10 protein-coding genes and 1 pseudogene are annotated in these 11905 nt (G+C 61.8%); 4 read left to right on the plus strand and 7 right to left on the minus strand.

Features of this window, described 5'->3' with window-relative positions:
• Positions 1 to 38: 38 nt before the first annotated feature.
• Entirely contained in the window at positions 39 to 2912 is a 2874-nt protein-coding gene (locus tag DTJ15_RS07085) for a TonB-dependent receptor domain-containing protein (protein ID WP_249109716.1), read from the plus strand.
• Here DTJ15_RS07085 and DTJ15_RS07090 read toward each other — a convergent pair.
• The gene (locus DTJ15_RS07090) at positions 2836 to 3831 is read right to left on the minus strand and encodes a diacylglycerol kinase family protein (RefSeq protein ID WP_249109718.1); all 996 of its coding nucleotides are present in this window, start codon (positions 3829 to 3831) and stop codon (positions 2836 to 2838) included. The genes DTJ15_RS07085 and DTJ15_RS07090 overlap by 77 nt on opposite strands.
• A gap of 108 nt (positions 3832 to 3939) precedes the next feature.
• Here DTJ15_RS07090 and DTJ15_RS07095 point away from each other — a divergent pair, with 108 nt between their 5' ends.
• Positions 3940 to 4458: an NADH-quinone oxidoreductase subunit B family protein gene (locus tag DTJ15_RS07095; RefSeq protein ID WP_043557909.1), complete on the plus strand. Its 519-nt coding sequence runs from the start codon at positions 3940 to 3942 to the stop codon at positions 4456 to 4458.
• Here DTJ15_RS07095 and DTJ15_RS07100 read toward each other — a convergent pair.
• Positions 4374 to 5240: a phosphatidylcholine/phosphatidylserine synthase gene (locus tag DTJ15_RS07100; RefSeq protein ID WP_081562888.1), complete on the minus strand. Its 867-nt coding sequence runs from the start codon at positions 5238 to 5240 to the stop codon at positions 4374 to 4376. The genes DTJ15_RS07095 and DTJ15_RS07100 overlap by 85 nt on opposite strands.
• Positions 5241 to 5251: 11 nt before the next feature.
• Entirely contained in the window at positions 5252 to 5929 is a 678-nt protein-coding gene (locus DTJ15_RS07105; protein ID WP_043558376.1) for a phosphatidylserine decarboxylase, read from the minus strand.
• Positions 5930 to 6105: 176 nt separating this feature from the next.
• On the opposite strand from DTJ15_RS07105, the gene gloB reads away from it, so the two are divergent.
• Positions 6106 to 6813 carry a hydroxyacylglutathione hydrolase gene (gene gloB / locus DTJ15_RS07110; protein ID WP_248630606.1) on the plus strand — a complete coding sequence of 236 codons (708 nt, stop codon included), beginning with the start codon at positions 6106 to 6108 and terminating at the stop codon, positions 6811 to 6813.
• A 4-nt stretch (positions 6814 to 6817) separates the two neighbouring features.
• Here gloB and nadC read toward each other — a convergent pair whose 3' ends face one another.
• Genes nadC through nadA form a run of 3 tightly spaced genes read right to left on the minus strand, consistent with a single transcriptional unit; the run spans position 6818 to position 10186 of the window.
• Positions 6818 to 7687, minus strand: coding sequence for a carboxylating nicotinate-nucleotide diphosphorylase (nadC, locus tag DTJ15_RS07115; RefSeq protein WP_249109720.1), 870 nt, complete (start codon positions 7685 to 7687; stop codon positions 6818 to 6820).
• Between the two features lie 34 nt (positions 7688 to 7721).
• Entirely contained in the window at positions 7722 to 9188 is a 1467-nt protein-coding gene (locus DTJ15_RS07120) for an L-aspartate oxidase (protein ID WP_249109721.1), read from the minus strand.
• An 11-nt stretch (positions 9189 to 9199) separates the two neighbouring features.
• A complete protein-coding gene (gene nadA, locus DTJ15_RS07125) occupies positions 9200 to 10186 on the minus strand; it encodes a quinolinate synthase NadA (protein WP_249109731.1) in 987 nt (328 codons plus the stop codon).
• A gap of 521 nt (positions 10187 to 10707) precedes the next feature.
• Between nadA and DTJ15_RS07130 the strand changes: the two genes are divergently transcribed.
• Positions 10708 to 11802: a hypothetical protein gene (locus DTJ15_RS07130; protein ID WP_249109722.1), complete on the plus strand. Its 1095-nt coding sequence runs from the start codon at positions 10708 to 10710 to the stop codon at positions 11800 to 11802.
• On the opposite strand, the pseudogene DTJ15_RS07135 reads toward DTJ15_RS07130, so the two are convergent.
• Positions 11786 to 11905 (minus strand): annotated as a pseudogene (locus DTJ15_RS07135) (IS5/IS1182 family transposase); the annotation flags it as partial. The gene DTJ15_RS07130 and the pseudogene DTJ15_RS07135 sit on opposite strands and share 17 nt — an antisense overlap.

Here is an 11905-nt window from a genome sequence, read left to right on the forward strand (position 1 = left end):
ATATGATTTAAGATTCATCATGCGCTGTGTGAGGGGCTGTGCGGTTTATCAGACAGGGCGTTGCCCTCATGCTGGGTGGAGGGCTGGTCTGCCCGGTCCTGACGGTGCTGCCTGCGCAGGCCCAACCGCCAGTGGCGGAGCCTGAGACGGCCGGGACGGTGAAAACCCCCTCAGCACCAGAACATTCTCGAAACAGGGGCAACGGACCAGCACATCAGGCAGCACAGGCCCGTTTCCAGTCTGTCGAGCAGTTGACGGTCACAGGGTCTTACCTTCAGGGTGGGCGGAAGACATCCCCCAATCCCGTGCAGACCATCACGGGGAAGGAGATACAGCGCAGTGCCGTGACGTCTCTGGGGGACTATCTGCAAAGGATGCCTTCCATCGGCTCATCCGGTTCGCCGAACAGCCTGACCAACGGGGGCAAGGGGGCATCCTGCACGGACCTTCGGAATCTGGGGCAGGGGCGGGTGCTTGTGCTGATTGACGGGCACAGGGCGACCCTCAATGCCGGGTCCGAATGTGTAGACCTCAACACCATCCCGTTGCAGCAGATCGAGAAGGTGGAAATTCTCAAGGATGGCGGGTCCGGCCTGTATGGGGCGGATGCCGTGGCGGGGGTCATCAACATCCATCTGCGGCACGACCTCACGGGCAGCAACATCACCATGCGGGGGAGCATTGCGCAGGCCGGGGATGCCCGGGGTGGCGAGGTCTCCGCCTATCACGGCATGAATTTTGATGAGGGGCGGGGCAACGTCACGCTGGCGGGCAGCTACAGCACGACCGGCCCCATCTATAACCGGGACCGCAGCTGGTCAGCCCTGCCACAGAATGACAATCCGGCCACGGGCAGCCCCAGTTACGGGTCGTCCATCATTCCTTCCGGCGTGCTCATCAATCCGCAGACGGGGCAGAAGATGGTGCCGGACGGGCAGGGCGGCTTCCGCCGCTTCACCAGGGACGATCTGTACAATTTTGCCCGCTATTCCACGATCATGAACCGCCATGATGACGGCACGGCCTCTCTTGATGCCCATGAGCGGTTTTCCCGGTTCGTGACGCTCTATGGCACCATGCGATACAGCCATACGCTCGTGGAACGGACCCAGTCGCCAGCGCCGGTGCAGGGGAGTGTCCCGCCATCCACACTGCCGTCTTCATGGCTGCTGCCGGCGGCCAGTCCGTACAATCCGTGGGGGCGGGATGCGTCCATCATCAAGCGGATGGAAGATGTCGGGCCACGGCGCAATCACATCAACACTGATACATGGACCTTCCTGCCCGGCCTGAAAGGACAGCTGGGAGCCGGGTGGGATTATGACCTCTCCTATACCTACGGGCGCAGCCATCTGTCCTCTCACACGCAGGACATGATCAATTACCGCAACCTGCTGGAAACGACAGGGACGAGACAGCTGGATGTGACGGATTCCCGCAGTCCCGTGGTCTATGATCCGGGCATATGCCAGGCGGCGCAGGGCTGCGTGCTGCAGAATCCTTTTGCGCCCTACAGCCAGCAGGCGAAGGATCATGTCCGGTTCACCCAGAAGGACCGGGCCACCTATCAGCTGCGGGACACGATGCTGCGCCTGCGGAACCCGCATCTCTTTGCCCTGCCGTGGATGTATGGCGGGCCGGTCGGGGTGGCGGCAGGCATGGAACATAGGGGGGAGCAGCTGAGCTATCACCCTGATGCCCTCGTGGCGCAGGGAGCGTCCACAGGGGCGGCGGGGGCCTATACGGGCGGTGGGTTCACCGTTTCGGAGGGTTATGGAGAAATCCAGCTTCCCCTGCTGCGGCGTGCGCCACTGGCCCGGGACCTGACGGTTGACCTTCAGGGCCGTGTCTCTTCATACAGTCATTACGGAACACCGCTGAACTGGAAGACCGGCCTGCACTGGGCACCGGTTCAGGACGTGGCCTTCCGGGGGACGCTGGGCACCTCGTTCCGGCAGCCGGGGCTGTATGATGTCTATGGCGGCCAGACATTGAGCTATGCTTCTGCATCCGATCCCTGCGCCCATGTGGGAAGCTATGGCAGCCGTGCGGGAGCGGTGCAGGCACGGTGCCAGAAGGAAGGAATCAACCCGGCCAGCTTCACCTCTTCACTGGTCGGGCAGCTGCCGACCCTCTCCGGTGGCAATCCTCGGCTGGGGCCGGAATATGGACGTACGGCAACGGTCGGCATGGACATCACGCCTCACTCTCTCAGGGCGTTGCGGCTCTCTGTCGATTACTGGCATTACAGCCTGCGGGACATGATCTCGACCCTCAGCACGCAGACGCTTCTGGATGGATGTTACACGGGCAGCGAGCCGGATTTCTGTAGTGCCATCCTGCCCCGTTCCAGCAGCGGGCAGATCACGGCCATCAAGGCCCTGCCGCAGAATGTCGGTGCCCTGAAGACGGATGGTCTGGATTTCAGCCTGCATTACAGCCTGCCCCTGGGCGACAGGGACCAGCTGAGCCTTCATGAAAACACCCAGTATCTTCTGAATTACAGGCAGAAGCTGACCCGCAACGGGAGCTGGCAGGACTATACAGGTCGTCTGCTCTATCTGAATGGCAGTGGCCGACCACGGGAGCAGCATTACATCAGCACGACATGGCGGCATGACCATGTCAGCCTCATCTGGATGACACGCATCATCAGCGGGATGAGGATGAATGACGGGCACCGTGATCTTGACCCGGCCACATCCGGGCGAACCCACGTGGGAGGAACGATCCTGCATGACGTGACGGTGTCAGGGACGTGGCACCAGTTCCAGCTGATGGGAGGCATCAGCAACTTGTTCAACCGTCGGCCGCCCTTCGTGCCGGATGGGGCCTTCAATACCGCCTTTTCCCAATATTCAGGCTACATTGCCGGAAGAAGTTTCTTTCTCCAGATGGGGGCTGATTTCTAGCCGGGCAGATGACCGTCAGGGGAGCTGGTGCGCTGGTGATGTGGAGCGGCGTTGTTCCTCTGAAGTCCCCATCACTCTGGGCAGGAACGGGCTGGCTGCCGGGGCAGGTGATGGTCCGCCCCCGGATGAAGGAAAAGGCCGGGGTGGTGCAGTCGTTCCGGCAGAGGAAAGCCCATGCCTGCTTCAGCAGGCAGAGCGGGTGCAGCCGGTGCAGCATGAAGACGGAGAAGGCGGCCTCTTCATGGTGGTTGTGGCGGAACAGCCGGAACGGACCGCCATAAAGCCGCCCTTTGGAGATGATGGTGAGGCGGGACTGGTAGCATCGGCCATCCACGTCTGTCTCGAATGCGGGGAAGGGATAGGTGGACAGCAGGCGCAGGGCGGTGACGGCATAGGCGGCCCGGCCGATCCGTTTCTTGAGGGCCGTGGAGAGCTGCTGCACCACCCAGCCATCGGGGCCGACCCCGACCATCTGGAGGAACAGGGTTGGGCTGGCCTGTCCTTCTGTGGTGAGCCAGCCCGGCCAGAGCGTGCGGGTCTGCCCGCTGGCGATCAGGGTGGCGTTGCGGGCGTCATGGAAGGGGACGCCCAGCTCCAGTGCCAGCACATTGGCTGATCCGACGGGCCAGAGGGCCAGAGGGCAGGGCTGGCCCAGCATGGCGTGGGCAATTTCGGCAATCGTTCCATCCCCTCCACCGGCAATGATGAGGTCCGCTTCTGGCAGGTGGATTTTCACAATCTCCGCAGCATGGCCCCGGTAGCGGGTTTCCATGACACGCACGTCCAGCCCGGCCTGTTCCAGATGCTTCACGAAGGCGGCCTGCCGCCGGGGAGAGTGATGCCCCGCTGTCGGGTTGATGATGAGCAGTGCTCTGCGGGGATGGGGGTGCAGTGAGGAGGGTGGTAGGTGCAGGTGCATGGCGGGGGAGGGTACTTCACTCTGGGCCGGGACACTATATAGTGCCCGGCATGAACCTTCTGTTACAGGTTCTGCTGTTTTGTTCCCATTGTGAGGATCACATCTGCCATGCAGTCAGCTCCCCTGACCATGATGCTTGCTTTTCTGGATGTACAGAAATGGCGCCCCCGCCCCGTGAGGCGGCAGGGGCGGCGCATCAGGCTGTTCACGCTTGAGGCGGGAAGCTGCGAAGGCTGTGCAATGGAACTGGTGTCTCTGGGAAGCAGCGCCTACCCGTTGGAAGGGAGCGGGTTTCAGAGGGTCCAGCATCCAGAGGATGCGGACTGGCTCCTTGTCACCGGCTCTGTGACACGCTCCTGCGCAGGCGATCTGGCCAGTGCGTGGGAGGCCATGCCCGCAGGACGCAGCCTCGTGGCTGTGGGAGACTGCGCCCATGATGGTGGATTGTGGAAGAACACATACGCCACGCTGGGTGGCCTCCATGCGCTCAGCCGGGTCTATGGGTCCATCCCTGGCTGCCCGCCGTCGCCCGCATCCATTCTTCAGGCGTTGGTGGAGCTGGCAGAGGGTGGTTCATCTCCCACGGGCTCCCACGCATCTTCTGCCTCACGCCGCAGCCGCCAGTAAGACCGGCGGGAGAGCGGGATCATGACGAGATAGAGGACACCAGCTGCGGCCAGAGCGCCCCATGGTTCTGTTACCAGAATGGCGGCATAGGCACCGACACCGACCAGCATGGGCAGAATATAGCGTGATGGCACCTTGAAGTTCTTGAAGGACCAGATCGGCAGGGTGGAGACCAGCAGCAGGGCGGTGACGATCAGGCAGCCAGCGGCCAGCCATGGGGAGTGGGCGAAATGCTCGATGCCTGTCAGGTTGTTGCGCTTGGCTTCCAGCCCCAGAAAGACCGGGAACAGTGCAAGCCCTGCCCCTGCCGGTGCGGGCACGCCGGAGAAGAAATTGGCGGCATATTCCGGTGCCGTATCGTCGTCCAGTGCGGAGTTGAAGCGGGCCAGCCGCAGGGCCATGCAGACCGTGAAAAGAATGAACGGGATGAAGGCCAGCCGCTGCGTGGCAGGCAGAGCCCAGAGCATGAGGATGAAGGGCGGCACGACGCCGAAGCAGACAAAGTCCGACAGGCTGTCAAATTCAGCTCCGAAACGGGATGTCCCCTTCAGCAGGCGGGCGATGCGTCCGTCCAGCCCATCCATGCAGGCAGCGATGAGCAGGGCCCCGGCTGCATGGGTAAAATGGCCTGTCATGGAAAATTTGATGGCGCTCAGCCCCGCACAGAGGCCCAGCATCGTCAGGATGTTGGGGACAAGCCGGTTGAAGGAAAGCCCACGGACCCGGCGCCGCTTGCGCCGGTATCTATGCACCATGGCCGTGTCGGAAGATGGCTTCTGCATATGTCTGGCCCTCAGAGCTTCGCTATGACCGTCTCGCCTCCGATCATCGTCTGTCCCTCCAGGACATCGGGGGTGATACCCGGTGGCAGGTAGATGTCCGTGCGGGAGCCAAAGCGGATGAGGCCAAACAGCTCCCCGGCCTGCACCTGTTCGCCTTCTTTCACATCACAGAGAATACGGCGGGCGACCAGCCCGGCGATCTGCACGACGGCCACCTGGCGGCCATCCCGGAGAGTTACGCGCAGTTCGTTGCGTTCATTATGTTCGGAGGCCTTGTCCAGGCTGGCATTGAGGAATTTGCCTGCATGATAGGCAATTTTCGTGACTGTCCCACTGACGGGCATACGGTTTACATGCACATCCAGTACGGAGAGGAAGGTCGAAACACGCCAGACCGGCTCACTGCCCATCTCCAGGGCAGCCGGCGGCGGGACCATGGAAACACCTGTCACACGTCCATCCGCACTGGCGAGGACGAGCCCTTCACCCTGTGGAGACGTCCGCCGTGGGTTGCGGAAGAAATAGAGGCAGAAGCCTGTGAACGCAAAGCCTGCTGTCCCCAGGGCCCGTGTCAGCCGCCATGGCGTGGCCCGCCCGAACACACCAGCCAGAAGGCCGATGCCCAGAAAGGGTGTTGCCGCACGGTGCGGCGGAGCAAGGACGAGTTTGAGAGATTTGATCAGTGACATGAGATTACTCATACGTCACCTGCTGGATGGGTCAAGTATTTCGTGACGGGGATGGGGAGGGCGTGGTCAGGGCTGGGTGTGTGCTTGCAGGGAAAGGTGGCAGGGGCCATCTTGGAGGCATGGCTTCCGTTATCCCGCTGTTTCCTGCGGGATAACCCTGTCTGGAGAGAGGTTTCATGAGTGTGGAGATAAGGCCGGTTCCCGCCTTTCAGGATAATTACATCTGGTTCGTCCGTAAGGAGGGGCACCCCTGGGTGGTGATCGATCCCGGTGAAGCCGGGCCAGCAGAGGCGGTGCTGGGGGAAGAGGCTCCGGCTGCCATCCTGCTGACCCATCATCATGGCGATCATGTCGGTGGGGCGGCAGAACTGGCACGGCGCCACGACGTGCCGGTTTATGGTCCAGCGGATGTGGCAGGTGTCGATCACCCGCTGAAGGACGGTGATGAGGTGAAGGTGGCCGGGCTGACATTCCGTGTCATGGCCACACCGGGTCACACGCTGGATCACCTCTGCTATGCGCTGGAGGGTGGAACCCCGGCCCTCTTCAGTGGGGATACGCTGTTCAGTGGTGGGAGTGGCCGCCTGTTCGAGGGGACTGCGGAACAGCTTTTTGCCAGCTTCCGCCAGTTTGATGATCTGCCGGACGGGACACTTCTCTGCCCCGGCCATGAATACACGCAGGGGAACCTGAAATTCATTGCCTCACTGGGCAGAAGCACCCCTGCGCTGGAGGCCCGCAGGGCAGAAGTGGCGCAGCTCCGGGCGGAAGGGCGGCCCTCGGTGCCTGTTCCGCTGGGCGTGGAGCGGCAGACCAACCCGTTCCTCATGGCCCGGACGCCGGAAGAACTGGCCCGTCTGCGGAAGCAGAAAGACCAGTTCTGAGTTGTCAGGCCGTGCGGATGTCCAGCCCGATATCCAGTGCTTTCACGCTGTGGGTCAGCCAGCCGAGGGAGAGGATGTCCACGCCACTTTCGGCAATGCTGCGGGCCGTGTCGGGCGTGATGCCGCCGGAGGCCTCGGCAATGGCCCGGCCTTCGATCATGTTCACGGCCTCACGCAGCATGGCGGGGGTCATGTTGTCCAGCAGGTAGGCATCCGGCCCGTCGGGGCAGTCCAGCGCCTCGGCAAGTTGGGCGAGGGAGTCCACTTCCAGCTCGATCTTCATGAGGTGTCCGGCCCGCTGGCGGGCAGCGGCCAGTGCGGCGGGGATGTTGCTGCCGAAAAGAGCCAGATGATTGTCCTTGAGCATGATGGCATCATCCAGCCTGTGGCGGTGATTGCTGCCACCACCAGCCCGGACGGCATATTTCTGTAGGGCACGCAGGCCGGGGAGCGTCTTGCGGGTGCAGCAGATGCTGACCCCCGTACCTTCCACGGCATTCACGATCTGGCCCGTGGTGGTGGCGATTCCGCTGAGATGGGACAGCAGGTTGAGGGCCACACGTTCCCCGCCCAGCACGGCGCTGGCTGGGCCTTCCACCTCGGCCAGAACATCGCCACGGGTGATGCGGTCGCCCTCCTGCCTGAAGGGTGTGAAACGGGTCCGGCCATCCAGAAGCGTGAAGGCCAGACGGGCACCGGGCAGTCCGGCCAGCCGTCCATCCTGCCGGGCGACGAAGGAGGCCCGAAGTGTGGGCTGGCCCTGCATGAGAGCCTGCGTGGTGACGTCGCCACCTGTGCCGAAATCTTCCCGCAGGGCGTTGCTGATGACCGGTTCCCAGAGCAGGTCGGGCAGGAAAAGCGTCTCAAGGGCCATGATGATGGGTCTCCTGGTGCTGGATGGAAGGAGGTTACAGGGGCAGGTCGGTCAGCTGCATGTCGATGTGACGGGGCGGCTGAAGACCGGGCGTGTCTTCCCGCCAGTGTGCCCCTCTCTGTTCCGGGCGGTTCAGGGCGGCCCAGCCGATGAAGGAGGCGGTCAGGGCGCAGAGATTCTGGCGGGCCAGTGGCAAGGTGCGTTCCAGAAAATTTTCCAGTCCTGTGCGGGTGCGGAGAATGCCGAGATGCTGCTGCATTTCAGCCCGGAAAGGCCAGTCCGTCGTGAAGGTGGGGCGTGCCGGTACCGTGGCGGGAGGGGGAGCTGTTCCATCGTTCCGGCTGGTGTTGACGTCCCGCCCTGCCCATTGCCCGCAGACCAGAGCCTCCAGCAGGGAGTTGCTGGCCAGCCTGTTGGCACCATGAAGGCCGGTACAGGCGACCTCTCCGCAGGCCCACAATCCCTTCAGGGTCGTGCGGCCTGTCTGGTCCACCTTCAGGCCGCCCATGTGGTAGTGCATGGCGGGCTGGACGGGGAGAAGCTGGGTGTCCGGATCAAGACCGGCTTTTCGGCAGGCCTGCGTGATGCCGGGGAAACGTGCGCTGAAGGGGGCACCCGGCAGGGAGCGTCCATCCAGAAAAACGGTGCGTCCTTCCCGCAGCTGGGCAGCGATGGCCCGGCTGACGACATCACGGGGGGCGAGTTCTTCCGTAAAACGGTGGCCGTCATCCAGACGCAGTACGGCTCCGGCTCCCCGCACGGCCTCACTGATGAGGGAGAGGCGGCCTGTCTGGCCCGGTGAGACGAGGGCCGTAGGGTGAAACTGTGTGAATTCCATGTCCCGCAGAGTGGCTCCTGCTCGTGCGGCCAGAGCCAGTGTCGTACCCCGGTTGGAGAGCGGGCTGGTCGTGTGCTGATACAGCCCGCCGCAGCCGCCGCTGGCCAGAATGCAGTGCCGTGTGGGGATGAACCCGGCGGATGTCCATACACCCTGCACTGTCCCATCAGGGGCGTGGAACCCTTCCAGCGTGGCCTGTAGCCAGTGGATGGTGTCCTTTTCCCGGGCCTGCTGGAGAACATGCTGAAGGATGACCTGCCCGCTCCGGTCGCCACCGGCAAAGACAATCCGCTCATGGCTGTGGGCAGCTTCCAGATGGAGGGAAAGCTGCCCCTTTCCATCATGGGCCAGGGGCACGCCAAGCCGCAGGAGCGTTTCCACGGCACCCGGCCCTGCCTCGGTGATGCGCTGCACGATGGCCGGATCACACAGACCGGCACCGGCCCTGAGCGTATCCTCGGCGTGGCTGGCCGGACTGTCACCGGGACCGACCGCCGCTGCCATGCCGCCCTGGGCCAGGGTGCTGGATGTTCCTTCCCCTGTGAAGGAGGGAGCAAGCAGCACGCAGGGGCCGTCCATTTCCAGAGCCGCCATGAGGCCAGCCAGCCCGGCCCCGATGATGACTGGCCAGCCTGCGTGGCGGGAAAGGGCATGTCCCTGCATGGGACGGTCCTTCACTTGATGGCCAGCATCCGCTCGACGGAGCGGCGGGCCGGTTCCTGAAGGTCAGCCGGGATGGTGACTTCGGTGCTCATGGTTTCCAGAGCCTGACGGATGTTCTTCAGGGTGATGCGCTTCATGTGCGGGCAGAGATTGCAGGGACGGATGAAGTCGGTCTGCGGGTGCATGGCGGCGAGGTTGTCGCTCATGGAACATTCGGTGATGAGCATGACCTTTTCAGGTTTATGCTGGGCGATGTAGTCCATCATGCTGGCCGTGGACCCGGCATGGTCGGCTTCCGCCACGACATCGGGTGAACATTCCGGATGTGCAATGATATGGAGCGGGCCATGCATCCGCCGGTACTGGCGGATTTCCTGCGGGGTGAACCGTTCATGGACTTCGCAGCGGGCTGACCATGTGTGCATCTTGATGCCGGTTTCCCGCTCGATGTTCCGGGCAAGGAATTCATCGGGGATCATGATGACTTCCGGTACGCCAAGGCTTTCCACGACACGGCGTGCATTGCCGGACGTGCAGCAGACGTCTGTCTCGGCCTTTACGGCAGCGGAACTGTTCACATAGGTAACGACCGGCACGCCGGGGTGGCGTTCCCGCAGGGTGCGGACATTTTCCGCCGTGATACCTTCGGCCAGGGAGCAGCCTGCCAGTTCGTCCGGGATGAGGACGGTCTTCGTGGGGTTCAGCAGCTTGACCGTTTCGGCCATGAAATGGACGCCCGCCATGATGATGACATCCTGTTCCAGATTCTGGGCCTCACGGGCCAGAGCCAGACTGTCCCCCCGGATGTCGGACACGCAGTGGAAGATTTCTGGTGTCTGGTAATTATGGGCGAGGATGACAGCATTATGTTTGCGCTTCAGCTCGAGAATGGCCTCGATGTCATCTGCAAAAAGCCGGTCCCAGTCCTGCCAGGCCATGAGGGAGGCCACGGGGCTGTACAGCGCAGCGCGGGACGGAGAAGGGGCAATGCCCTGCATCATGGAGAGGTCCTTACCAAGGTTATACTCACTATGAGCATAATATAGGCCCTGCTGGAGACCATGCCAAGGGGTTTCTGCTCCGGGTGTGTCGGGAGGAAAGATCGTACCGTTCTTTCGGGAGCGTATTCTGGATGGGAGTGACTGGGCAGAGGCTCTCCACAATCAGGGGAAGGTGGCGTCTTCTGGTTGGGGGGTACGGTTACCGGAGATACCCGGAATGGAGCCAGATATGTGAGCGGAAAGGTCAGCCCTTCTCCGGGAACCGGATGGGTAATGGTGGCGGGGGCATCATCGCAGGCTCAGCCTTTGTCTCGTTCTGGCTTTGGAATACGGTAGTGGCTTCGGCTCATTCATGGCAGCCTGTCTGCTTTCGGGCAGATGCAACGGGCGAACATATCGGATTATCGTAGCACGGCCATGCAGGCGGCGGCTTGGTTACCGGATCGATGTCGCAGAAGCTCGTCGGCCTTGCCAAGGGGATGGCGGCGAACTCTGCGGGTCTTCTTGGTGGAGGGCGTTTGCATGATGAGAGCAGTGAAAGCCAGTCTGCTATCAGCGACACCATCACGGTCAATGCGGGGCGTGTCACGGGGTCATACAGTCACGACGTTGCCCATGCCAATGGTGCCCTGACGAACAGGTTTGATGCGCAGAAGCTACAGAACCAGATACAGGCCGGACAGCTTGGCACGCAGCTCGTCGGTGAGATTGTTGGAACGGCCTTCCAGAAGATACAGGATGAGGAAGATAGAAGTCGTGCGAAGCAGGGTTTGCCGCCAGCAGATTCTTCTGGCCTGTTTTCTGGTAGAGAAGTCGTGCGTGATCTTCTGGAAGCTGGCGGGGCGGCCGGTGTTGCAGCTCTGACGGGTAACAGTAAGGGAACGCTGCATGACAGCATTGCCAGCATGTTCAGCAGTGCTGCCGCTGCGGCTGGTGGAGCTGTTGGAGGACTGGTTGCGGGCAAGGGCAGTGCGTCAGTCAGTGCGCTTACTGGTGCAGCGGCGGCAGCGGCCATCGAGCAGTATAATGATAGTGCCCATCGTGGGAAGGAGGCAGAACAGAAGGAAGAGCAGCAGAAAGAAGAAACGAAGGCGGTCGTGGATGCAGTTCTTGATGGTGCATTAACCGCTGGTTCCATGATCCTAGGCCCACCTGGAACTGCCTTTGGTTATACATTGGCTGGCAGGTTGGAGCAGGAAGGACACCCATATCTTGCTGCTATCCAGGCGGGATCAGCAGGTTTGGATACCTTTGGTATTGATACATCTGTTGTTGTGTCTCCTGCGATTACCGGTTCGCTCTGGCTTGCGAAGAGTGCTGTGGTGGGGGCGATCCTCAAGTTTGGTGGAGATGCTTTCGAAAGGCTTGCTCAGGCCCAGTTTATGGCTGTGACTGGGGAGGAGTTTGGGGCTGCTTTGGCAGGACATGCAGCAGAGGGTGCTGCCAATCTTGGCAAAAAAGAAACTGCAGCTGGTCAGGTTGTAAAAAGTGTCAGGCAGGATGACCCTGCATTTAAAAATATAGGAAAAAATTCCTCTCTATCATTAGAGGCTATAGAGGCAAGTAAAGGTGGTAATTCAGATTTAGGCTCAGGACTCATAACCAGAACATGATGGTTGCGGCGAGGCAGACGGCTGAGAAAAAGACTGTCGGAGACCTGTCATAGCGTGTTGCGATCCGCCGCCAGTCCTTGAGCCTTCCGAACATGATCTCGAT

The sequence above is a fragment of the Parasaccharibacter sp. TMW 2.1891 genome (assembly GCF_023337675.1).
GTDB classification, from domain to species: domain Bacteria; phylum Pseudomonadota; class Alphaproteobacteria; order Acetobacterales; family Acetobacteraceae; genus Bombella; species Bombella apis.

Excerpts from the sequence above, each read along its gene's own strand:
- DTJ15_RS07090 (WP_249109718.1), bottom strand. The coding sequence starts at position 3,831 with ATGCACCTGCACCTACCACCCTCCTCACTGCACCCCCATCCCCGCAGA.
- DTJ15_RS07120 (WP_249109721.1), bottom strand. The coding sequence starts at position 9,188 with ATGCAGGGACATGCCCTTTCCCGCCACGCAGGCTGGCCAGTCATCATC.
- DTJ15_RS07105 (WP_043558376.1), bottom strand. The coding sequence starts at position 5,929 with ATGTCACTGATCAAATCTCTCAAACTCGTCCTTGCTCCGCCGCACCGT.
- DTJ15_RS07100 (WP_081562888.1), bottom strand. The coding sequence starts at position 5,240 with ATGCAGAAGCCATCTTCCGACACGGCCATGGTGCATAGATACCGGCGC.
- gloB (WP_248630606.1), top strand. The coding sequence starts at position 6,106 with ATGAGTGTGGAGATAAGGCCGGTTCCCGCCTTTCAGGATAATTACATC.
- nadA (WP_249109731.1), bottom strand. The coding sequence starts at position 10,186 with ATGCAGGGCATTGCCCCTTCTCCGTCCCGCGCTGCGCTGTACAGCCCC.
- DTJ15_RS07095 (WP_043557909.1), top strand. The coding sequence starts at position 3,940 with ATGCAGTCAGCTCCCCTGACCATGATGCTTGCTTTTCTGGATGTACAG.
- nadC (WP_249109720.1), bottom strand. The coding sequence starts at position 7,687 with ATGGCCCTTGAGACGCTTTTCCTGCCCGACCTGCTCTGGGAACCGGTC.